Annotated in this window: 15 protein-coding genes; 11 read left to right on the top strand and 4 right to left on the bottom strand. The window is 60.2% G+C overall.

Annotated features, from left to right (window positions below; genetic code table 11):
• Positions 1-77 precede the first annotated feature (77 nt).
• The 6 genes from ACWF8S_RS11570 to ACWF8S_RS11545 all read left to right on the top strand — a co-directional run bounded on the left by ACWF8S_RS11570 (position 78) and on the right by ACWF8S_RS11545 (position 7,716).
• On the top strand, positions 78-347 hold the full coding sequence (locus tag ACWF8S_RS11570; RefSeq protein ID WP_447553469.1) for a SelT/SelW/SelH family protein: 270 nt from the start codon (positions 78-80) through the stop codon (positions 345-347).
• Complete coding sequence (locus tag ACWF8S_RS11565) at positions 344-1,222, top strand: DMT family transporter (RefSeq protein WP_447553468.1); 879 nt, start codon at positions 344-346, stop codon at positions 1,220-1,222. The genes ACWF8S_RS11570 and ACWF8S_RS11565 overlap by 4 nt, the downstream gene beginning before the upstream one ends.
• Positions 1,223-1,690: 468 nt before the next feature.
• A complete protein-coding gene (locus ACWF8S_RS11560; protein WP_447553467.1) occupies positions 1,691-3,175 on the top strand; it encodes a TolC family outer membrane protein in 1,485 nt (494 codons plus the stop codon).
• A 310-nt stretch (positions 3,176-3,485) separates the two neighbouring features.
• On the top strand, positions 3,486-5,660 hold the full coding sequence (locus ACWF8S_RS11555) for a type I secretion system permease/ATPase (protein WP_447553466.1): 2,175 nt from the start codon (positions 3,486-3,488) through the stop codon (positions 5,658-5,660).
• On the top strand, positions 5,660-7,090 hold the full coding sequence (locus ACWF8S_RS11550) for an HlyD family type I secretion periplasmic adaptor subunit (RefSeq protein WP_447553465.1): 1,431 nt from the start codon (positions 5,660-5,662) through the stop codon (positions 7,088-7,090). Before ACWF8S_RS11555 ends, ACWF8S_RS11550 begins: the two co-directional genes overlap by 1 nt.
• Positions 7,090-7,716 (top strand): LuxR C-terminal-related transcriptional regulator, encoded by a 627-nt coding sequence (locus ACWF8S_RS11545; protein WP_447553464.1) that lies wholly within the window; start codon positions 7,090-7,092, stop codon positions 7,714-7,716. The genes ACWF8S_RS11550 and ACWF8S_RS11545 overlap by 1 nt, the downstream gene beginning before the upstream one ends.
• A 182-nt stretch (positions 7,717-7,898) precedes the next feature.
• On the opposite strand, the gene ACWF8S_RS11540 is transcribed toward ACWF8S_RS11545, so the two are convergent.
• A complete protein-coding gene (locus ACWF8S_RS11540) occupies positions 7,899-8,282 on the bottom strand; it encodes a hypothetical protein (protein WP_447553463.1) in 384 nt (127 codons plus the stop codon).
• A 205-nt stretch (positions 8,283-8,487) separates the two neighbouring features.
• Between ACWF8S_RS11540 and ACWF8S_RS11535 the strand changes: the two genes are divergently transcribed.
• From ACWF8S_RS11535 to ACWF8S_RS11525, 3 genes are all read left to right on the top strand, one after another.
• Positions 8,488-11,421 carry a hypothetical protein gene (locus ACWF8S_RS11535; RefSeq protein WP_447553462.1) on the top strand — a complete coding sequence of 978 codons (2,934 nt, stop codon included), beginning with the start codon at positions 8,488-8,490 and terminating at the stop codon, positions 11,419-11,421.
• Positions 11,422-11,615: 194 nt separating this feature from the next.
• On the top strand, positions 11,616-15,518 hold the full coding sequence (locus ACWF8S_RS11530; protein WP_447553461.1) for an Ig-like domain-containing protein: 3,903 nt from the start codon (positions 11,616-11,618) through the stop codon (positions 15,516-15,518).
• 111 nt (positions 15,519-15,629) lie between these two features.
• Entirely contained in the window at positions 15,630-15,953 is a 324-nt protein-coding gene (locus ACWF8S_RS11525) for a tryptophan synthase subunit beta like protein (RefSeq protein WP_447553460.1), read from the top strand.
• A 24-nt stretch (positions 15,954-15,977) separates the two neighbouring features.
• Here ACWF8S_RS11525 and ACWF8S_RS11520 read toward each other — a convergent pair whose 3' ends face one another.
• The 3 genes from ACWF8S_RS11520 to ACWF8S_RS11510 all read right to left on the bottom strand — a co-directional run bounded on the left by ACWF8S_RS11520 (position 15,978) and on the right by ACWF8S_RS11510 (position 19,422).
• The gene (locus ACWF8S_RS11520) at positions 15,978-17,885 is read right to left on the bottom strand and encodes an EAL domain-containing protein (RefSeq protein ID WP_447553459.1); all 1,908 of its coding nucleotides are present in this window, start codon (positions 17,883-17,885) and stop codon (positions 15,978-15,980) included.
• A 14-nt stretch (positions 17,886-17,899) separates the two neighbouring features.
• Complete coding sequence (locus tag ACWF8S_RS11515) at positions 17,900-18,604, bottom strand: transglutaminase-like cysteine peptidase (protein WP_447553458.1); 705 nt, start codon at positions 18,602-18,604, stop codon at positions 17,900-17,902.
• 146 nt (positions 18,605-18,750) lie between these two features.
• Positions 18,751-19,422: an arylesterase gene (locus tag ACWF8S_RS11510; RefSeq protein ID WP_447553457.1), complete on the bottom strand. Its 672-nt coding sequence runs from the start codon at positions 19,420-19,422 to the stop codon at positions 18,751-18,753.
• Here ACWF8S_RS11510 and ACWF8S_RS11505 point away from each other — a divergent pair.
• Together ACWF8S_RS11505 and ACWF8S_RS11500 are read left to right on the top strand one after the other, a co-directional pair.
• On the top strand, positions 19,421-20,236 hold the full coding sequence (locus ACWF8S_RS11505) for an ABC transporter ATP-binding protein (RefSeq protein ID WP_447553456.1): 816 nt from the start codon (positions 19,421-19,423) through the stop codon (positions 20,234-20,236). The genes ACWF8S_RS11510 and ACWF8S_RS11505 overlap by 2 nt on opposite strands.
• Complete coding sequence (locus tag ACWF8S_RS11500) at positions 20,229-22,790, top strand: ABC transporter permease (RefSeq protein ID WP_447553455.1); 2,562 nt, start codon at positions 20,229-20,231, stop codon at positions 22,788-22,790. Before ACWF8S_RS11505 ends, ACWF8S_RS11500 begins: the two co-directional genes overlap by 8 nt.
• Positions 22,791-22,931: the final 141 nt, after the last annotated feature.

Raw genomic sequence — 22,931 nt, 5'->3', positions numbered from 1 at the left:
TCCTTGGCAGTTACGGATACAAGTGTGACAGAATGCCGGTTTATCACTCCATGTTAAAGCACTCAAGGTTCGGTGAAATGTCGCGCATCCACATTCGCTACTGCACGCAGTGTCAATGGCTTCTACGCAGCGCCTGGTACGCTCAGGAGCTTCTTTCAACCTTTGGCGAGCAGCTTGGCGAAGTGGCGCTTTCTCCTTCCCATGGCGGCACGTTCGAGATCTGGCATGAAGATGAACTGATCTGGGAGCGCAAGCGCGACGGCGGCTTTCCCGATATCAAGACGTTGAAAAAGCGCGTGCGCGACAGGATCGACCCGGACCAGAGCCTGGGTCACATCGACCGGTGAGCCAGGATCGTAAAGCCATTGCCTGCGGGCTGGGGGCGGTGGCGCTCTGGTCCACCGTCGCCACCGCTTTCAAGTTGGCGCTGAGCTACATGAGCCCGTTGGAACTCATGTGGATAGCGGCGCTGGTATCCTGGATGTTGATGGGGGCGCTGGTGATCAAGCGTGCCCAGCTGGCCCAGGCGCTCAAGACGGGATGGAAGACCGCCGCCTGGGCAGGGGTGATGAACCCGGTAGCGTACTACCTGATGCTTTTCGCCGCCTACGACCGTTTGCCCGGCCAGGAAGCCATGGCGCTCAACTATACCTGGGCGCTGGCAATGGCGCTGTTGGCCGTGCCGCTTCTGGGACAGCGCTTGACCCGGCGGGATGTGGCCGCCGGATGTGTGGCCTATGCCGGGGTCTGGGTGATCGCCACCCGTGGACAGGTGTTCAACGTCGCATTCGAAGACCCGCTAGGCGTTATTCTGGCGCTGTGTTCGACGCTGATCTGGGCGGTTTACTGGTTGCTCAACGCTCGGGATACGCGCGAACCGCTTGTCGGTCAGTGGCAGAATTTCAGTGTCGGCTTGCCGATACTGACTTTTTTGCTACTTTTAGGGCCAGGTATGAACTGGCACGGAATGCAGGCGTTAGGCGCCGGCATCTACGTGGGGCTGTTTGAAATGGGGGTGGCCTTCATTCTCTGGCAATTGGCGGTACGTAACGTTTCGCGGACTGCCAAGGTTTCCAACCTGATCTTTCTATCGCCACCCGTGTCGCTCTTGTTGCTTCATCTTGTGGTCGGTGAACCGCTGCTGACCTCGACTTTCCTGGGACTGGGGCTCATTCTGACAGGGCTTGCGTTACAGCAGTTTACCGGCAGTAAAAAAGCATGAGGCCGGGCGCCATGTTTTTTTAAGATCCTTATTGTAAATTTTTGTGACATCTGATCCGGTGGCGTGTTTAAATAAATCATGCTATCGGCTTGGTCACATACGGTAGCGAATAGTAATTAGAGAATAGTACTGAGAGAAAAGTACTGAGAAAAAAGTACTTGGAGAACAGTGCGTAGAAATACAGTACTTAGAGAACAGTACTCAGAGAACAGTAATCAGGGAATAGTAATAGAGACGTAATAGAAACTGCCCCTGACTCCTGAAGCCTTCCTGATAGTGACGTAGGCATCTCGTAGTGACTCGAGATGTCGCGTAGCGACTGAGGGTGCCTTGTACTGACTAGAGGGCTTTCCAGTGACCTGGAAAGCTTCAAGTGATCAGGGGAGCGCAAGGCCGGTTTTGGGGTTGAGTGACGGGGTTGGTTGCAGTTTCATCATTAAATGAGGCGTTCATCAGGGATCCATGGATATGAAAGACAACGTTACAACGAAATTAAAGCACGTGTTTCTAGCGCGCGCGTTTCGACCCATTACAATTACAACGCTTGCCTGCCTTCCGCTCTCTGCCCTGGCGCAATCGTTACCTGCCAGCCTTTATGCGCCAGGGTCCACGGATCTGCCCAGTGCGATTCAGCAGACCATCATCACCAATCCTGAAGTCAACGCGGCATGGGCCAACTTCAATGCGTCGGGTAGCGATATCCGGGCGGCACAGGGCGGCTACCTGCCGTCTATCGATGTGCGGGGCGGTGTGGGTCGCCAGGATCGGGAAAACGACGGCCGGGGCAGCTACAGCAGCGACTTTGCCGAATTGACCCTATCGCAGATGGTGTTTGACGGATTTGCGACCCGCAGTGAAGTCGAACGGTTGGACCGCGCCCGGCTGGTGGCCTACTTCCAGCTTTTGGGTGCCAGTGAAGATGTAGCGCTGGAAGCGTTTCGTAGCTACGTCGACGTTCTTCGCTATCGTGAAATGGTGCGCCTGGCCCAGGATAACTATCGCCAGCACCAGCGCGTTTTCGGCCAGATCGAAGAGCGTACGCTGTCCGGTGCCGGACGCGGTGTCGATCTCGAGCAGATCAGCGGCCGTCTGGCCCTGGCGGAATCCAACCTGATGTCCGAGGCCTCCAATCTTCACGATGTGACCGCTCGCTATCAGCGCATCGTGGGCCAGCTGCCCGCCGAGAACATGACTCCCGCCCCATCACTGGCAGAGGGTCTGCCTGCGGATGTAGCCCAGGCCGTCAGGATGGCGTTTGAAGGGAACCCGGATTTCCAGGCGGCAATCGAGAACATCGCCGTGGCCCGTGCTCAGCAGGAGAGTGCACGTGCCGGCTACATGCCACGTCTGGATATTCAAGGCCGCACCGGTACCAACAACCAGGACGACGCAGTCAGCGGGCGCAGCGACGAGCACAGCATTCAGCTGGTGGCGAGCATGAACCTGTATCGCGGCGGGGCGGACCTGGCGACTTTCCAGGCCGCCGCATCACGTATCGAGCAGGCGCAGAGCCAGCGTGAAGTGGCGTGCACCAACGTGCGCCAGACCACGCAAATCGCTTATAACGATACCCAGCGTCTGCGCGAGCAGCTCAATTACCTGAACGAGCATCGTCAGTCCATCGACCGGGTGCGTGGCGCCTATCAACAGCAGTTCGACATCGGTCAGCGCACGCTGCTGGACGTACTCGACAGTGAAAACGAGTACTTCGAGGCAAGTCGCGCCTATGCCAACGCCGAGTCCGATTTGACGATGGCTCAGGCCCGCACGCTGGCGTCCATGGGCCAACTGATGCAGACCCTCAACGTGACCCGCGACGATATTCCCAGTCTTGCCGAGCTCGATTACGACGGCATGACGCTGAGTTCGGCTGATACCTGCGCCATCGATGGCCCGCGTGGCTTTACTCTGGAAGATTTCACCCGCGGCGTTAACGTTTCTTCCGAGTACTAGGCAAGACCTCAAGACAGAGCAGGCAGTCGGCTTCGCCGGGTGCCTGCTGCCGTTTGCCTGCAAAAGAGTGACTTCCTTCGCCTTTCCCGGGCGCTGGTTTACCGAAAAGGTTGTTGCCAGAAGAAAATGTACGGTTTAACTCACTGTATTCCATCCTTTCGGTGTCATTTTTATAGCGTTAAATACGACCGGGTCGATTAAAAAACTGGTATTGATGGACATTGTTTTTTTAACGACTAGTGTTAACCACGCAATGTAGGTGCTCATGCACCTTCTTCGGGAAGATCAACGCACAGGAGATTACGTTTTAGTGGCGCAGGATAAGCAGATAGTCTCCAACAGCCCCCTTTCCTACGGGCGTTCAAGCGATGAACTGCTTGAGTGTCTGAAAACGGTCGCTTCCTATCATCAGCACGAGGTTTCCTCGGAAGCGCTCAAGGCGGGGCTGCCGCTGGAAAAGGGCAATTTGACGCCTTCCGTCTTTGGACGTGCAGCCCAGCGTGCCGGTTTGACCGCGCGCATCGTCAAAAGCTCCCTTGCAGGGTTGAACCCGGCGCTGTTTCCCGCGGTACTTCTACTGGAGCCGGGGCGCGCCTGCGTGCTTCTGGCCCTCGATACCCGTCAGCGCAAGGCCCGGGTCATCTTCCCGGAGCTTTCCGAGTCTGCCGTCGAGGTAGCACTCGATGAGCTCGACGCCGGCTACAGCAATGAAGCGATCTATGTTCGGCCCAGGTTTCTGGCCGATAACAGCGCCGAGCCCGGCGTCAAGAAAAACCGCAGCCAGCACTGGTTCTGGGGGGTCATCAAGGAGAACCGCCGTCTTTACCGCGATGTTATCTGCGGCTCGGTGGCAATCAACGTGTTCGCTCTGGCGATGCCGCTGTTCATTCTCAACGTGTATGACCGCGTGGTACCCAACCAGGCAACCGAAACGCTTTGGGTGATGGCGGCGGGCGTGGTCATCGTGCTCTGTTTTGACCTGGCACTTCGCCTGATGCGCAGCGGCTTTGTGGACCTGGCGGCCAGCCGCGCGGATGTAAAGCTCTCGTCGGCCATCATGGCCAAGGTGCTGGGCATGCGCCTGGAAGAGCGTCCGAGCTCCACAGGTTCGTTTACCTCGACGCTGCAATCCTTCGAGTCGGTGCGCGCCTTTATAGGCTCGGCCACCGTCATCGGCATTGTCGATCTTCCCTTCGTGCTGATGTTTGCCGGCATCATCGCGCTCATCAACCCCTGGCTGGTGCTGCCGGTGATCGTGGGTATCCTGTTCGTGCTGCTTTACGCCCTGGCCGCTCAGGGTAAGCTTCACGAGCTTTCGCAAACCACCTGGGAGGTAGGCGCTCAGCGAAACGCCCTGCTGGTGGAATCGGTGTCCCAGCTCGAAAACGTCAAGGCACTGCGCGCGGAAAGCCGTATCCAGCGTCATTGGGAAAAAGCCTCGGCGTTCTTGTCGCGAACTGGCGCCCAGCTCAAACTGGTCAGTTCCTCGGTTTCGAGTGTGGCGCTCTGGGCGCAGAACACCGTGGCGGTGTGCGTGGTGATCGTCGGGGTCTATCAGATCATCGAGGGCAATCTTACTCAGGGTGGGCTGATTGCCTGCTACATGCTCTCTTCCCGGGCGATGGCGCCCATCAGTCAGGCTGCGGCGCTGCTGGCCCAGTATCATCAGTCCTCCACGGCACTCGAGTCGCTCAATCAAGTGATGGCTAAAAAGGAAGAGCGCCACGAAGGCAAGGCCTACGTGGAAAAGCCCAGCGTTTCCGGCCATCTGCAGCTTGAAAAGGTGACGCTTCGTTACCCCAATGAAGAGCGCGACGCACTGCGCGATGTGTCCATCACGATCAAGGAGGGTGAAAAGGTCGCGCTTCTCGGGCGTGTGGGATGTGGCAAGTCATCACTCAACAAGCTGCTGCTGGGCTTTTACCAGCCAAGCGCGGGGGCGGTCATGCTGGATGGCGTGGATATCCGTCAGTTGGACCCGCTGCAGCTAAGGCGTCATATCGGCTACGTACCCCAGGAGGTCAGCCTGTTTGCGGGTTCGCTGCGTGACAATATCGTAGCCGGCGGCGGCAGCGACCGGGTGGATGATCATGCGCTGTTGAGAGCGATCAAGATCGCCGGGCTCGAGCCGTTGGTAAATAGTCACCCCCAGGGGGTGGATCTGCAGGTGGGCGAGCGTGGTCAGGCGCTTTCCGGCGGCCAGAAACAGGCCGTCGCCATTGCCCGTGCCTTGGTGCAGGACCCGCCGGTACTGCTGCTGGACGAACCCACCAGCGCCATGGACAACGCCAGCGAAGAGGCTTTCAAGGCTCATCTGACCCGGGTGGGTGAAGGCAAGACCGTGCTGGTCGTCACTCACCGCACCTCGCTTCTTTCCCTGGTGGATCGCATCATCGTCATGGATGCCGGCAAGGTAGTCGCCGACGGCCCGCGGGACAGCGTCGTGGAAGCACTGCGCAACGGCCAGATCGGGAGGGCATCGTAATGGCCAGAAAGTCCTCCACCACTACCGAGCAAAAGGGTTTCGAAGCGATCGGTCGTTTCTCCGAAAAGGGGCAAAAGCCGTTTCGTCCGTTCATGGACCGGCTGTTTGCCCGCAGGGTGAGCTCCGCGCATCTTAACCGCGACTGGGCAAGTGATACCGACTGGGCACGCATGCAGCAAGAGCCCATTCGGGCGCGCCTGTTTCTCTACGTCACGTTGCTTGCGTTCATTGCCGTGCTGGTATGGGCCTATTTCGCCCCGATCGATGAAGTGACCCGCGGCTCGGGCCGAGTCATTCCCGCCAGCCACCTTCAGCGTATCCAGTCCTTCGATGGCGGGGTGGTCGAGCAGATCAATGTCCGCGAAGGCCAGGTCGTCAGTGCCGGGGAGGTGCTGATGCAGATCGACCCGACCCGGTTTGTCTCCGATTTTGGCGAGAACCGTGCCCAGCGCTACGCTCTGGAAGCGCGCTCCGAGCGTCTTCGAGCCCTGGCGACCGGCACCGAATTCGAGCCCTCCGACGAGCTTCGCCAGGAAGTGCCCCACATCGTCCTGCAGGAACGCGAGGCTTATGAAAGCAGTGTCGAGGAGCTTCGCGAGCAGGAGAACGTGCTGGAAGATCGCCTTCGCCAGCGCCGCGAAGAGCTCCGAGAAGCCCAGGCCCGGCGCGATACCGCTGCCCGTGAGGCCGGCATGGCCAGCCAGGAGTTGAACCTGACCCGGCCGCTTCTCGCCTCCGGCGCGGTATCGGAAGTGGAAGTGCTGCGTCTTCAACGCGAGGTTTCTCGCGCTACCGGCGAGCGCAACCAGGCGGATGCCTCGGTATCACGTCTCCAAGCCGCCGTTGAAGAGTCGCAAACCCAGCTTCGCGAGCAAAGCGCCGAACGGCGCAGCGAATGGCGCAGCAATCTGGCCCAGGCCGTGGGTGATCTGAACGCGCTACAGCAGTCGGGAACCGGCCTTCAAGATCGGGTAAGGCTCGCCGAGATTCGCTCGCCGGTCGATGGGGTGATCCAGCGTATTCATATCAATACCATCGGAGGCGTGGCCCAGCCCGGCCAGGAAGTGGTGGAGATTATCCCCAGCGACGATCAACTGCTGGTGGAGGCGCGTATCGCCCCTCAGGATATCGCCTTCCTGCATCCGGGGCAGGCGTCCACCATCAAGCTCACCGCCTACGACTACGCCATTTACGGCGGCCTGCAGGCCGAGCTTGAGCATATCAGCGCCGACACGATCACCGACGATGACGGCAATACGTTTTATCTGGTACGGGTGCGCAGTCTAGAAAACGAGAACCCTGCCGAACGACTTCAGGTAATTCCAGGCATGACAGCACAGGTCGATATAGTGACAGGTAAACGAACGGTGATGCAGTTCCTGCTGAAGCCCGTTTTAAGAGCGTGGCGTGACTCAATGGGAGAGCGCTGATGAAACATATCTTCGTGACCACCGACGGGAGTCTCAAGGCGCGTTGGCTAGATGCACTGCCCGGCGCCGTGGCGATGACGCCAGGGCAGGGGGCTTGTGATATAGCGCAGGGCGACGTGGTCTGGATCACCACCACCGTAGACGACTGGCGTGCTCAGGCCACAGCCATCAGCCAGCAGGGCGCCATCGTGGTGATCCTGAGCTACGCCCCCGATGACCGCGAAGCGCTGCTGGCCCTGGATCTGGGCGCGCGGGGCTATACCCACACGCTCAGCGCTCCGGAAGTGCTCAAGCAGGTGGCGCTGGTGGTGACCAATCAGGGCGTCTGGGTGGGCCAATCGCTTCTATCCAAGGTGCTCAGCGGCTCGTTCCAGGCGCTTTTGCAACGCAGCGGCGGCGAAAGAGAGCTGAGGCAACAGCATCTCGCTCTGCTCACCGAGCGAGAGCAGGCCGTGGCCGTGGCCGTGGCTCGGGGCGCTACCAATAAAGAGGTCGCCCGTGAGCTGGATATTACCGAACGCACCGTAAAGGCGCACTTGAGCGCCATCTTCAAGAAGCTTTCCGTGCGCGATCGTCTGCAGCTTATATTGAAGCTCTCCTCCGAGGCTGAAACGCGCCTGTCTTGACGCCGGCGCGTTCTTTCCTCGCTCTAGCCGGGGCGCGATCAGGCGCCCCGGCTAGAGCGAGGGTCAAATAAAGTCGCTCATCTGTCCATCGGTACAATATGGCGGGGTCGTCGGATCCCTTAGTATTGCGCTATAAGCCGTTTTTCTATTCGTGCAGGGCGCGAGCCGGCGGCCACTAATACTCATTGGGGATCTAATAAATGGCAACAGCAACGGTCGTCGCGATCACTGGGGACGCCTGGGTTACGGATGGCAAGGGTAACCGACACGAGGTGAAGATCGGCGACACGCTCATCGAGGGTGAAACCTTGATCACCTCGGACGGTGGCCGTGTCGAGCTCGATTTCGGCGATGGCGCAGGCGCTAACGTCGTTGAAGGGGGGCAGGCCATGGAGCTGACCCCGGAACTCGACAACGACGTTATCGTCTCCTCCAACGAAGCCAGTGTGCTGGATGACGACATCGATGCCCTGCTGGCGGCACTGGACGATGACGACATCGACCTTCTGGACCTTCTTGATCCCACCGCCGCCGGTGGTGCAGGTGGCGGCGGCGGCGATGGCCACAGCTTCGTTCGCGTGGCCCGGATCTCCGAGGAAGTCAGTCCCTTGAGCTTTGCAACCGCCGGTCCCGCTACCGCGGCTGCTCCCACCTTTTTCAGCCTGGGCCCCCCGGGTTTCTCTGCCGCAGGTTTTGCTGATACCCCGCTTGACGATGAAGAGCCTCTAATCCCCGGCGAAGACGGCGACGGCGACGGCGACGGCGACGGCGATGCAGACGCAGATGCTGATGCCGATGCGGACGCAGACGCTGACGCAGATGCAGACGCTGATTCGGATGCAGATGCTGACGCCGATTCGGACGCTGACTCAGATGCCGACGCCGATTCAGATGCAGACGCCGACTCAGATGCCGACGCTGATGCAGATGCAGATGCTGATTCCGACGCTGACGCCGATTCGGACGCTGATGCAGACGCTGACGCTGATTCGGACTCAGATGCGGACGCGGATGCTGATTCCGATGCAGACGCTGATTCGGACGCAGATGCCGATTCTGATGCCGACGCCGACGCTGACTCAGATGCCGACGCCGATTCAGATGCAGACGCCGACTCAGATGCCGACGCTGATTCGGATGCGGATGCAGATGCAGATGCAGATGCAGATTCCGATTCCGACGCTGACGCCGATTCGGACGCTGACGCGGATGCTGATTCCGACGCAGACGCTGACGCGGATTCTGATGCAGACGCAGATGCTGACGCTGATTCGGATGCAGATGCAGATTCCGACGCTGACGCCGATTCGGATGCCGACGCTGATGCAGATGCCGACTCCGATGCAGACGCTGACTCAGATGCAGACGCTGACTCAGACGCCGACGCCGATTCGGACGCAGATGCCGATGCCGATTCAGACGCTGATGCTGACTCTGATGCAGATGCTGATTCGGATGCAGACGCCGATTCAGACGCAGACGCGGATTCAGACGCTGATGCTGACTCCGATGCAGATGCAGATGCCGACGCTGATTCGGATGCAGATGCAGATGCAGATGCAGATGCAGATGCAGATGCAGATGCTGATTCTGACGCTGATTCGGATGCAGACGCCGATTCAGATGCTGATGCCGATTCAGACGCTGATGCCGATTCAGACGCTGATGCCGATTCAGATGCTGATGCCGACGCCGATTCAGACGCTGATGCCGACTCAGATGCTGACGCCGATTCGGACGCAGATGCCGATTCTGATGCCGACGCCGACTCTGATTCAGACGCTGATGCTGACTCTGATGCAGATGCTGATTCGGACGCAGACGCCGATTCCGACGCTGACGCCGATTCGGATGCCGACGCTGATGCAGATGCCGACTCCGATGCAGACGCTGACTCAGATGCAGACGCTGACTCAGACGCCGACGCCGATTCGGACGCAGATGCCGATTCTGATGCCGACGCTGACTCAGATGCCGACGCCGATTCAGACGCTGATGCTGACTCTGATGCAGATGCCGACTCAGATGCTGACGCCGATTCAGATGCTGATGCCGACTCTGATGCCGACGCCGATTCAGACGCTGATGCTGACTCTGATGCAGATGCCGACTCTGATGCAGATGCCGACTCAGATGCAGATGCCGACTCAGATGCTGACGCCGATTCGGACGCAGATGCCGATTCGGACGCAGATGCCGATTCGGACGCAGATGCCGATTCTGATGCCGACGCCGATTCGGACGCAGATGCCGATTCTGATGCCGACGCTGACTCAGATGCCGACGCTGACTCAGATGCCGACGCCGATTCAGACGCTGATGCTGACTCTGATGCAGATGCCGACTCAGATGCTGACGCCGATTCGGACGCAGATGCCGATTCGGACGCAGATGCCGATTCGGATGCAGATGCGGACGCCGACGCCGATTCGGACGCGGATGCTGATTCCGATGCGGATGCAGACGCTGATGCCGATGCAGACGCTGACTCAGATGCCGACGCTGACTCAGATGCCGACGCCGATTCAGACGCTGATGCTGACTCTGATGCAGATGCCGACTCAGATGCTGACGCCGATTCGGACGCAGATGCCGATTCGGACGCGGATGCTGATTCCGATGCGGATGCAGACGCTGATGCCGATGCAGATGCGGACTCTGATGCTGATGCCGATTCGGATGCTGATGCCGATTCGGATGCTGATGCTGATGCAGACGCGGACGCTGATGCAGACGCGGACGCTGATGCAGATGCCGATTCGGATGCAGACGCTGATGCAGATGCAGATGCAGATGCGGACTCTGATGCTGACTCTGATGCCGATGCGGACTCTGATGCGGATGCAGATGCCGACGCGGATGCAGATGCCGATGCCGATGCCGATGCCGATGCCGATGCCGATGCGGACTCTGATGCAGACGCCGATGCGGATTCGGATGCTGACTCTGATGCGGATGCAGACGCAGATGCTGACGCGGACGCGGACGCGGATGCGGATGCAGACGCTGATTCGGATGCGGACGCTGATGCGGATGCTGACGCCGATTCGGATGCAGACGCTGATGCCGATGCAGATGCGGACTCTGACGCCGACGCCGACGCTGATTCGGATGCCGATGCTGACTCTGATGCGGATGCAGACGCCGACGCGGATGCAGATGCTGATTCCGATGCGGATGCTGACGCTGATTCCGACGCCGACGCCGATGCGGACTCTGATGCAGATGCGGACGCCGATTCGGATGCAGACGCTGATGCCGATGCAGATGCGGACTCTGACGCCGACGCTGATTCGGATGCCGACGCTGATGCCGATTCGGATGCTGATGCAGACGCCGATGCTGACTCTGATGCTGATGCAGACGCGGATGCTGATTCCGACGCCGATGCTGATTCGGATGCAGACGCCGACGCCGACGCCGATGCCGATTCGGATGCTGATGCAGACGCCGATGCCGACGCTGATGCCGATTCGGACGCAGACGCCGATGACGACTGTGACGATCCAAAACAACCGTTTGATCCCAAGGATCCGCCTGAAACTCCTGATCCGGACAAGCCCAAGGAGCCGAACGATCCCAAGGAGCCGCCCAAGGTCCCTGACCCAGAAGAGCCCAAGGAGCCAAACGAGCCCAAGGAACCGTCCGATCCTCATGGTCCGGACAAGCCCAAGGAGCCGAATGAGCCCAAGGAACCGCCCGTAACTCCTGATCCGGAAAAGCCGAACGAGCCCAAGGATCCATCCGATCCTCATGAAGAAGAGGAAGAGGAGGAGGAGTCTTCGGAGCATGACAAGCCGGGTAATCCTCATGGAGGGAACGCCAGCGCCACGATCACCATCGACACCATCGCCGGTGATGATGTAGTCAACGGCAACGAAGCGAAGGGCACCGTCACCGTGACCGGTACCGTAGGCGGCGACGCAAAGGCGAGCGACACCGTCACCCTGACCGTGGGCGAGCAAACCTACAGCGGCACCGTGGGTGACGATCTGACCTACGCCATCGACGTGCAGGGCTCCGTACTGGCCGAGAACGACACCGTTTACGCGGAAGTCAGCGGCACTGACGAAGCGGGTAACGCCTACAGCGCCGAAACCGGCCGCGACTATGGCGTCAACCTTGACGCCAGCGCCACGATCACCATCGACACCATCGCCGGTGACGATGTGATCAACGACGAGGAAGCGCAGGGCGACGTGCGCGTTACCGGCACCGTGAATGGCGACGCCCAGGCGGGCGACACCGTCACGCTGACCGTGGGTGATGATACCTACGAAGGTGAGGTCGTCGCCGATGATGATGGCAACCTGACTTACGCCATCGATGTACCTGGTGAGGTACTGGCCAACAACGATACCGTGACCGCAGAAGTCACCGGCACCGACCCGGCAGGGAATCCCTACCGTGCCGAGACCGGTCGTGACTACGCCGTTTCGCTTGAAAACACGGCTACTCTCACCTCCGAGCTTCAGCCCGGGGCGGACGAAGATGGTGCAACGGTAGCTTACACCGTCACGGTCAATAGAGTGTCCGAGACCGACCAGACATTCACGTTCGATGTGGATGGCGAGGCGCAAAGCATCACGGTCAGGGCGGGAGATACCACGGGCTCCACTAGCTACCACTATAGTGATCCCGATGTATATTGGGATGAAAACGTCATCAGTGCCCCGAGTGTCCTGCAAGTTAGTGGCGATGACGGTAGCTGGAACTGGAATCTGGTAAATAATGCCGAGTCTTATGAGCTGGACGACACCATCGATGTGACCACGGTCACCCTGGGGGCGCTCGTCACTAAAACGTCGGTCATCGATGTGACGAACCTCGATAAATCCGACAGCTTCAAGGTCAGCGCATTTGGCACGGACGGCAATCCGGGTGAAGTTTCGAAAGTAATCGGCACCAACCATGATGGCTTTGGGGTGAAGGGCCCGACCTCAGGCAGCGCTGCAGATAGCGAGCTGGGGTATGGCAAAAACGGCGTGAGCGAAAAAATCGTGATCGATTTCAATCACGAGGTCGAAAGCTTTGACGTACAGTTCGCGTGGCGTAACAACAGCGAAAAAGCCAAAGTCGAGTTCAAGGATGCTGATGGAAACTCCGTTGGTTACGCCATTGTGTCGGGAGGCGGTACATCAACAGAAGCCAAGGTTACATACTACGACGCCGATGGTAAGACGCTGGGAGAAGACTTCGCGCCTGGTGGCTCTGATCGGGTCGATCAAGCCTACAAATTCAAACCGGAAATCGGTAAGACCTTTGTAAGCGCCGAATTTACGGCGGTAGGCTATGACGATGACTATCTCATTCACTCCATTGCTTACAAGGAGGTCGTGAAAGACGGTGCGGCCAGTATCAGTGGCGAATCCGAGGTCGTATTTGAAGTCGAGACGTCCAACCCGCCCGATCCCAGTCAGTACACGTTCTCGGGCAGTGACTTCCCGACCGCCATTGTCGAAATCGATGGTGTGCTTCATGAAGTCACCCTTGATCGTAGTGGAAAGGGAACCGTAACGGTCAACGTCGATGGTGAAAACGATCTGGTAGCCAGGGTCATCGAGGTCAACGGTAACTTCGAGAAGGTGGATGTGCCGGTCAGCCTGACGCTGGTAAGCGAGACCGCCGAAAGCGATGCAGTGGCTCAAGCACCGACGGTAAACATCGCCCTGGGTGAGGTCACAGCGATCGACAAGACCGGTACGATCGAATCTCAGGAGAAAGCGTTTAGTCTGATACTGGGCGATAAGCGCGGCGATGGTAATATCGCTGGCTCCTGGGGTTACGACTACTCCGAATCCGACACCCAAACGTTCGATTTCGGTAAGGCGCACGCGGGTCAGGAAGTCACGATCACCATACCTGTCAATATCCGGGGTACCTGGAATTCAGGCCATGGGGTTTATGACGATAATTGGGTGGTCAAGGTCAATGGTGGTGAGGAGCACGTATTCGACGACTACGGTTCTCCCAGAAACTACTACCTGAATGAAAATCATACTGAAACGTTTACCGCTAACCTCGATGGCAACGGTAAACTGAGACTCGACTTTAGCGCATCGACGACCGAGACCACCGAAATTGCCATCATCAAGGGGGCAACCGCTACCGTTGGGGCTATTGAAGTAACCGAAGTAGGCTTCTATCGCTATGATGTCGACCTGAGTGCTGCCCTGAACGATACAGATGGCAACGAGACACTCAGCATCCGGGTAACCGGTGTGCCCGAAGGTAGTACGCTAAGCCAGGGCGCATTGCAAAGCGATGGCAGCTGGCTGATCCAGGCGTCTGGTGAGGCGTTCGAGAGCGACGGCTTAACGCTGACCGTACCCGCAGCGCTTTCGGGTCAGGACATCAAGCTGGTGGCCGAGGCTATCGCGACAGAGCTGAACGCCACTGATGAAGCCGACCGAACAGCCAATGCGTTTGCTGAAACGGCCACTAAAACCGTGCCTACCGAGACCACTACCCCGGAAGCGCCGGACAACGCGGCCTCCGATCCCGTCCTGGTGGGCTCGATCGGGGATGCCGAAAGCGTGAAAGGCACCTACGAAAATAGTGGCATCACGAAACTCCATAGTGGTTATGGCAAGTATTATTCCCTGGGCGGTAGTACGACCAGTGTCGATCTCGAGCTGAGCGGTTTTGGAAGCCACAAGGATGCTGGGTATGTAAAATTCTTCCAGGGCTCCGAGCTTGTAGGATGGTCGCCCTTGACCAAGGGGAGTAACTATGGGTTCGAGCAGACACTAGCGAACGGTAAGTCCTTTGACGGTATTATGGTGGTCAATGATGGTTATCGGAGTATGTTCCATAACGAAACGTTTACCATCAAGAAAGTAGCGGCCAGTATCGACACTGGAGAGTACGAGTACGCTCTGAACGTATCGGCGGCGCTCACCGATACGGACGGTTCGGAATCGCTGAGTGATGTGATGATGACCGGCATTCCCCGCGGTGTTCGTCTTGAGGGCGATGGCGTCACTCAAAACGTCGACGGTAGCTACATGCTCGCGCTTACTAACGGTTCGGCCGCGAGCAACGTCAAGCTGCTCGCCAACCGGATGCTGGGAAGTGAAGAGGTCGATTCGATTACGCTAGCCGTCACCTCGACCGAGCAGAGTAACGGCGAGACCAGTACGGTCACCGCGAAGCTCGATCATGAAGCCGCGCTTTCAGCGCAAGAGTTCATGACCGTGAATGCGCTGTTCACGGATGAGCAGCCTCAGTCGGTCGACGAGATGCAGGTAATGACAGACCGTCCCGTCGCGCAGACCGAAGAGGTCTCAACGCGGGTCGCAGAGCAGGTTCAAACCGAAAGTAGTGTCGGTGAGCGTCTTGAACTCAGCGAAGAGGAGCAGGGCGAGGCACAAGGGCCCGCTCTTGAACCTGAACAGAGTGATCAAGTAGCGCAGCAGGGCGAAGCCGGCCAGCCAGCAAGCGAGTTCGAAGGTGAGAGCCAAGGCTATACGCTGGCGGAAGACGAGGCACTGCTGTTCGGTGGTCCGGCCGAGAACGAAACGCGGGAGGGCGAAAGTACTGTAATGGAGGGCAGTCAATCGGTAGAAGATCGCCAGGCCAGTGACGGTACACTGGGTGAAAACGAGTTGTTGGCAAGCGAGGGTGACGACAGTGTGGATAGCTGGCTGTCGCCTGGCGAGCAAGACGAAGAGCCGGCGCGGCCCGCCTCTTCGGCGCCGTCAGACGCAACACAGTCCAGTGAAGCGGTCCCTGAAGTCTCGGGCCATACCGACTACGTCAAACTGCACGACGACTACTCGCTTGGCAATTCGGAGATCTAAAACGCTAACGAGAGAGTCAACGACACAAGGCCGCCTTCGGGCGGCCTTGCTGTGTCTACCCATGGCTTACGTTTTACTACAGATTGGCGTGTTTACTTACATGGAGTGACGATGTTCTATATCAAGCGCAATGAAGCAGGTGACATCACGCTTTTAAGCAAGGAAGCCACGAGCGAGACCGTGGAACAAGTCGCCGCGGACGACCCGGAAGTACTCGCGTTCTTGGCGGACCAGCCCGGCGCCTCGGCACAGTTTCTGGCCTCGGACCTGGCGTTCGTGCGCGTCGTGGAAGACTTGATGGAAGTGCTGCTGGATAAAGGCGTGATCTCGTTCACCGACCTGCCCGAAGCGGCACAGAACAAGGTGATGCAGCGTAAGTCGCTGCGCTCCAAGAACAACGTGAACCTGATTGGCGAGGACGGCGGTATCATCTGATACCGCCGGACGCCAGGAGAATGACTAGGCGGCGCGCACGCCGGGGCCGGTGGCCCCATCCGCGCCGATGCGGAAAATCTGCGCCAGCTCCTGGTCCTCGGTAACGCCTTCGGCAATCACCAGAATACCCAGCGAATGGCAAAGCGTGGTCATGCTGCGCAGAATGCTCTGCTGCTCGAAGGAGCCGTGAATGCCGCGCACCAGGCTGCTGTCCACCTTCAGATAGGAAAGGCCGATATCCTGAAGCTCGGCCAGCCGGGTGAATTCTGCCCCCACATGCTCGATACCGAACTGACAGCCCAGATGACGCAGCGCCGAACAGAACCCGCGCAGGCTGGCCATGGCCTGGGGGGCTTGCGTGGCGGGGATCTCGAAGCAGAGCCTGGGCGCCAGGGCCGCGTTTTTTTCCAGCAGCGCGCGAAGCTCGGTAACGAACTGCGCATTGGTAATGGCGGCAATGGACAGGTTGATGCCCAGTGCCGGGTGGGGATCGTCGCGAAGGTGGGCCAGCGCTTGCTTGATTACGGCCATATCCAGCGCAGGCTCCAGGTCAAAGCGCGAAAGCCACGGAATGAAGACGCCGGCGCTTTGCCACTGCCCGGCCAGCTCCAGCCGGGCGGGGCTCTCGTAATGCAGAACGCTCTGGTAGGCATTCAGCACCGGAAAGCGGCCAAGCGTCGGGCCTTGGACGATGGCCTGCTCAAGTGCCGAACGCCACGCAGCGTGGGTCGCGAAAAGCGCCTGTTGCTCGCGCTCGCGTACGATCACGTTGGTGGAGCTTTGCGCGTTTTCCGCTTCCGCCAGGGCGGTATCCAGAGTGGCCAGCAGCGCGCTTCGCTCATCCTCGGGCGAATAGCTGGTAATCGCGGCGGGCAGGCGCACTGTGGCGTGGGTGGCATGGGGGGCTACCGTGGCCAGGGCCTCGCGTAGCCCCCCGTGAAGCTCTTCCATCTGGGTCTGCAGCGGCAGCACCAGCATGAAGTCGCTGCCGTTGAGCCGGCCGACCAGCGCCTCTTCCGAAGTGGTATCGAGGGTGGCCAACTGACTCACCAGCGCTTTTAAAAGGGCATCGGTCACACCATGACCGAGCTGATCGTTCAAGCCGGGCAGGTCCTTCACGCGCACCATGGCCATCAGGCCCGAGGCACGGGCGTCGTCGCTACCCAGTAACGCGGCCAGTCGGGCCAGGAACACGTCACGGTGGAGTGCCCCGGTGAGCGGGTCGTGCTGCAGGTCGCGGCGCAGTTCATCGAGTTTCTGACTTTCGTGGGTCAGCATGTGGCGCACGCTGGTGGACAAGGCGTTCATGGCCCGGGCCACATCGCGAAGCTCACGGGTACGGGGCTCCTTGATGATCGTGAAGCGCCGTGCACTGATATCCTTGGCCTGCGCCACCACGCGGGTCAAGGGGCGCTTGATGCTGCTGACAATCACCGTGGCAATCGCCAGACTCGCCGCACCCGCTACCAGAAACCAGCCCGCCAGCTCCAGAAAACTTCGCCAGAGCGCGGCGTAGGCAAAGCTGTACTGGCTTTCCAGCGTCAGCGTGCCGAACTGCTGCCAGCCATCCTGAATGGTGGCCGTGCCGGGGGGGATATCGAACTCGACCAGTGAGCGGAACCAGCCGGGCACCTCACCCTGGTATTCACTCGCCGCCCGCTCGATCAACGCGTCACCTTGCGTATCGCGCAGCACGATCTGGCGGTAGTAACCGGTGTCGAACTGGGCGGAAATCAAAAGCTCGAGGATGACGATGTCTTTATCCAGCTGGCTCATGGAGAGGGCAAGGGCGGTGGCGTTGTCCTCGTTCTTGATACTGATTTCCTGCTCGATGTAGGCACGGCTGGTGGTAATGCTGATCGCAAGGCTTCCGATAAAGGAGAGCAGCAGCAGCCCGATAATAGCAAGCCAGAGCTGTTTGATAAGCGACATGGCGGTGAATCCTTTTAAAGAAATCCTTGAGATTGCATACGCTCCAAAGCACTTCGCCAGCGTGAAAGCCGGGCAAGCGGGTCAGCACGAGACTGAGACGAACCACCGGCCCAGAGCCCCTCGCTGTTGAAGCTGAAAACCGGGTCCAGGTCGGTACGCTGCGAAGCAGGCGAGATCGAGGGCGCGATATTGTCCAGAATGAGCGGTTCGGCACTGGGCGTGGCGTAATAGCCTAGCACCATATGCGCCTGAGTGACGCGGCTGCGGCCGACCCGGGCGCGAACATAGATCATGCGAAGGCGCTCGCCCGGCACCCCCAGCTGCTTCAGGGTAATATACTTGGCAATCGAGTAGTCCTCGCAGTCGCCTTGCCCTTTACCCATGGCTTCAAGAGGGGTTGCCCAGTAATCCTCCTGCCCCCAGTTGATCATGTCGTCCACCCAGCGGAGGTTACGGTTGAAGAAGTCATTGACTTCGCGCAGCTGGGTTTGAATGTCCTGGTTGGCGGCGCGGGCAAGTAGCGCAAACCAGCCCTCCAGCACGCTCAACCCCGCCTGGCCGTAGAGCGCACCCATGCGCTGGCGCAGGCGCGCGGGGTCATAGGCCGAGGCCTGGAAGGGCACCAGACCCAGTCCCGCACCCAGCGTCAGTAACCCGGCACTGGTCAGAAACGCCCGCCGGGAAAGAGTCGGTCTAGAAGAGGTTGAACACCTGGGCATGTACGCCAAGCCATCGTCAAATGAGGCTTAAGATTACAAGCTCGCGGGTAAGAGTGCTATATACCTCATTACAAAAGGTGCAAAACGGTTGAGTAAATTAATTCACCCTGGGGCTGCAACGGCGCGCGCGGGCCTATTCGCAAGGCCTATTCCGCGCTTTCCAGCAAGGGCTCGAGCTGTGGCCAGACATTATCCAGAATGATGGGCTGGGCGTCGGCGTTGGGATGAATGCCGTCGCTTTGCATCAGCGCCCGGTTCAGGGCGATATCCTCCAGCAAGAAGGGCACAAGCGGAATGTCATACTCTTCGGCCAGGGAGTGATACACGCCGGTGAAGGCATCGCGATAAGCCTGGCCGTAGTTGGGCGGAATATCGATGCCCAATAGCAGGACCTGCGCCTCGGCCGCCTGGCTTTGCTCGATCATGTCGGCCAGATTGGCTCGCATCTGCTGGGGCGGCAGCCCGCGCAGGCCGTCGTTGCCCCCAAGCTCCAGAAGAACGATGTCCGGTTCGCGCTGGTCAAGAATCTCTTCAAAGCGTTCAAGTCCGCCGCCGGTGGTTTCACCGCTGATGCTGGCATTCACCACGATAGCGTCCTCTTCAAGGCGCTGCTCCAGAAGCCTGACCCAGCTCTGGTCCTGCTCTATACCGTAGGCCGCGCTCAGGCTGTCGCCCATCACTAAAAGCGTCGGGCGTGTGTCGGCACTTGCCGGGCGCGCGTCAAACAGGACTACCAGTGACAGTAGCCCGGCGGTTACCATGCATGTCAGCTTACGCCACGTCAGCTCATGCCACGTTAAAGGGATGCCTCGCTTCATGTCCTACTCCTCCGACCCCGATACGAAGTCGTCTGCTCATCTTGATGCCGAGCGGCCAAGCTTAACCGATACCGCGGCTTCGTCACACGCCTCTGGTGTAACACAGGGCCCGCCGGTACTGCTAGCCGAGCAGTTGTCCAAACAGGTCAGAAGCGGCGAGCGCTCATTGACGATTCTGAAGGATCTCTCGCTGAGCGTGGCCCAGGGCGAAAGCGTGGCCATTCTAGGCAAGAGCGGGGCGGGGAAGTCCACGCTCCTGGGGCTGCTGGCCGGGCTGGATACCCCAAGCGATGGCGAGCTGAGCCTGTTCGGCCACCCCTTGAGCCGCCTCGATGAAGATGGCCGCGCCGCACTTCGGGCCGGACGCGTCGGCTTTGTGTTCCAGAACTTCCAGCTGTTGCCCAACCTGAGCGCGCTGGAAAACGTGCTGCTTCCCCTCGAGCTTTCCCCACGGGCCGGCGAAACCCGCACGGCGCAAGGCTGGCTGGCCCGCGTGGGGCTTGGCGAGCGCGTCGACCATCTTCCCAAGCAGCTCTCCGGCGGCGAACAGCAGCGCGTGGCCATCGCCCGGGCGTTCGTGACCGACCCCGAACTCGTGTTTGCCGACGAGCCCACCGGCAACCTGGACCCGGAAACCGGCGGCCAGGTCATCGAGCTGTTGTTCACCCTGAACCAGGAGGCGGGCACCACATTGATCCTGGTGACCCACGACCACGCCCTGGCGCGCCGATGCGATCGCTGCCTGCGCCTGGAGGGCGGCCAGCTGGTCGCCTTTGATCCTGCCCCGGCGCAACCAGGCGGTGCGCATGAGTAGTGTGAACTGGCGCCTGGCCGGGCGAAGCCTGAAGCGAGACCTGCGCGCCTCGGATGTGCGCGCGCTTTTCATGGCTCTGGTGCTGGCCGTGGCGGCCTCCACCATGATCGCGTTCTTTCTCGACCGGCTGGAGCGCGGCCTGGAGCGCCAGGCGGGGCAGATGATGGGTGGCGATCTCGTGCTTGAACAGCGCGAACCCTTCGATGACGCGCTTCGTGCCACGCTGGAGCAAGCGGGCTTCGTGCTCAGCGACCAGGTGGATCTGGTCTCCATGATCAGCCAGGGCGAGCGCTTTCAGCCCACGAGCCTGAAAGCCGTGGACGACGTCTACCCCCACTACGGCGTCACGCTGGTGGATCTGGGCGAGGGCACCGAGGAAGTCGCCTCCGGCCCGCCCGCAGGGGAAGCCTGGGCGGACCCCAGGCTGGCGGAGCTTCTGGATATCGACCTGGGTCAACGCGTCCAGGTAGGCCAGACCGAGCTGATCATTACCGGCATCGTCCACCGCGAAGCCGACCAGTCCGCCGGTTTCAGCAGCTTCAACCCACGCCTGATGCTCAATACCGCGGATCTCGAGGCCACCGGCCTGGTGCAGCCCGGCTCGCGCATCGAATTCGAGCTTATGGCCGCAGGCCCGCCCCAGGCGCTGGACAGCGTTCAGCCGCTACTGGCTGACTTGAGAGAAGACGGCGTTGAAGTGCGCGACGTCCGCGTGGACCGTCCCCAGCTGGGCAACGCCCTGGCGCGGGCAGAAAGCTACCTGGGCCTGGCCGGGCTTGTCGCCGTGCTGCTGGCCGGCGTGGCGGTGGCCATGTCGACCCGGCGCTACGTGGAGCGCCACCTGGACACCGCGGCCCTCTTGCGCTGCTTCGGGGCCAGCCAGTATCAGTTGGTAAGCATCTTTGCCATACAGCTTTTGGGTCTTGCCTTGATCGCCTCGTTGATCGGCGCGCTGTTGGGGCTGGTTGGTCAGGCGGTACTGCTATGGCTGCTGGTTCAGTTTATACCGTTAACCCTGCCGCTGCCGGGGATCATGCCGCTGGGGCTTGGGGTGCTGACCGCCCTGGCGGTGCTGGTCGGTTTCGCCGGGCCCACGCTTTTGCGCATCAAGCAGGTCAGTGCCTTGAAGGTACTGCGCCGCGAGCTGGACCCGCTGACCCCCGCCGCCTGGCTGGTAGTCGGGGTGGCAAGCGTGGTCTTCGGCGGGCTTTTATGGCTTTACTCGGGGAGTTTCTCCCTGGCGCTGGGGCTGTTGCTCGGCGGGGCGGCGCTTCTTGGCGTGCTGTGGGTCGCCAGCGGTTGGCTGCTCGGCGGCGTTCTCGCGCTGGTGGCGCGGCTTTCCGGGGCAACGCCGCTGAGCCAGGCGTTTCGCCTGGGGGGGCGCCAGCTCGCCCGGCGCAAACAGGCCGGGCGCGGTCAACTGCTGGCGTTCTCGGTCACTTTTTTTGCCATGGCGATGATCGTACTGGTGCGCGGCGATCTGCTCACTACCTGGCAAGGCCAGCTGCCCGAAGATACCCCCAACTACTTTGCCATCAACATTCAGCCAAGCGAGCGCGACGCCTTCGATGACGCGATCACTCCCCGAGTGGACACCCAAAGCGCGCTCTACCCCATGGTGCGCGGGCGCATCACCGCCATCAACGATCAAGACCCGCGCGACGCAGTGCCCGAGGACGCCCGGGGCGACGGGTCGCTGCGCCGCGAGCTGAACCTGACCTGGCAGGCGCAGCTTCCCGAAGGCAACGATATCGTCGCCGGGCAGTGGTTCGAGCAGGCCGCCGGTGAGCCCCGGGGCTTCATGGGCGAGATCGACGCCACGCCCGCCAGCGACGCCGTGCCCATTTCCGTCGAGCAGGGCCTGGCCGAGCGTCTCGCTCTTTCGCTGGGGGACACGCTGGCATTCTCCATCGGCGGCGAGACGATCGTGACCCGCATCACGAGTCTGCGAAGCCTTGACTGGGATAGCTTCAAACCCAACTTTTTCGTCATCTTCCCGCCCGGCGTGCTGGAAAGCTTTGGGCACAGCTATATCACGGCGTTCTATCTGCCGGAGCGCGAAGAGGGCCTGATCGGCAACCTGGTACGCGATTTTCCCGGCGTCTCGCTCTTGAACGTGGATGCCATTCTGGGCCAGGTGCGCGACGTGCTGGGTCAGGTCACCCGGGCCGTCGAGCTGATACTCGTCATGGTGCTGCTGGCCGGTATCAGCGTGCTTTATGCCGCACTGACCGCCAGCCGCCCGGTGCGCGCCCACGAAAGCGGGCTATTACGTGTATTCGGCGCGGGCAGCAAGATGATCTCCCGCGTTCAGGGCGCCGAGTACGCGCTGCTGGGACTTGCCAGCGGCTTGATGGGCGCATTTCTGGCCGAGCTTGCCAGCGCCGCGCTGTATGTCTACTGGCTGGATCTGACGCCCAGGCTTCATCTCACGCTCTGGATCGCCCTTCCCCTGGGTGGGGCGCTGCTGATCGGTGTGATCGGCCACGCGCTGTCCTACAGCTTGAGGCGCCAGGCACCGGCGGCAAGCCTTGGGTTGCTGGGGGAAGCGTAGGTACTTTAGTCAATAGGGAGTAGGGAGTAGGGAGTAGGGAGTAGGGAGTAGGGAGTAGGGAGTAGTGAACAGGGAAACGGGGGTGGGTAAACGCCACTCATGAACCGCCTTCATGACCAGGCTGAGCCGGATGCGATGAAA

It is taken from the genome of Vreelandella xerophytica (genome assembly GCF_968048975.1).
Note: the sequence above shows the minus strand (reverse complement) of the source record. Positions and strands in the feature narration are given on the sequence as shown.

Coding starts and splice junctions, on each gene's coding strand:
- ACWF8S_RS11570 (WP_447553469.1), top strand. CDS start 78: ATGTCGCGCATCCACATTCGCTACTGCACGCAGTGTCAATGGCTTCTA.
- ACWF8S_RS11560 (WP_447553467.1), top strand. CDS start 1,691: ATGAAAGACAACGTTACAACGAAATTAAAGCACGTGTTTCTAGCGCGC.
- ACWF8S_RS11550 (WP_447553465.1), top strand. CDS start 5,660: ATGGCCAGAAAGTCCTCCACCACTACCGAGCAAAAGGGTTTCGAAGCG.
- ACWF8S_RS11545 (WP_447553464.1), top strand. CDS start 7,090: ATGAAACATATCTTCGTGACCACCGACGGGAGTCTCAAGGCGCGTTGG.
- ACWF8S_RS11535 (WP_447553462.1), top strand. CDS start 8,488: ATGCAGACGCAGATGCTGATGCCGATGCGGACGCAGACGCTGACGCAG.
- ACWF8S_RS11525 (WP_447553460.1), top strand. CDS start 15,630: ATGTTCTATATCAAGCGCAATGAAGCAGGTGACATCACGCTTTTAAGC.
- ACWF8S_RS11520 (WP_447553459.1), bottom strand. CDS start 17,885: ATGTCGCTTATCAAACAGCTCTGGCTTGCTATTATCGGGCTGCTGCTG.
- ACWF8S_RS11515 (WP_447553458.1), bottom strand. CDS start 18,604: ATGCCCAGGTGTTCAACCTCTTCTAGACCGACTCTTTCCCGGCGGGCG.
- ACWF8S_RS11505 (WP_447553456.1), top strand. CDS start 19,421: ATGTCCTACTCCTCCGACCCCGATACGAAGTCGTCTGCTCATCTTGAT.
- ACWF8S_RS11510 (WP_447553457.1), bottom strand. CDS start 19,422: ATGAAGCGAGGCATCCCTTTAACGTGGCATGAGCTGACGTGGCGTAAG.
- ACWF8S_RS11500 (WP_447553455.1), top strand. CDS start 20,229: ATGAGTAGTGTGAACTGGCGCCTGGCCGGGCGAAGCCTGAAGCGAGAC.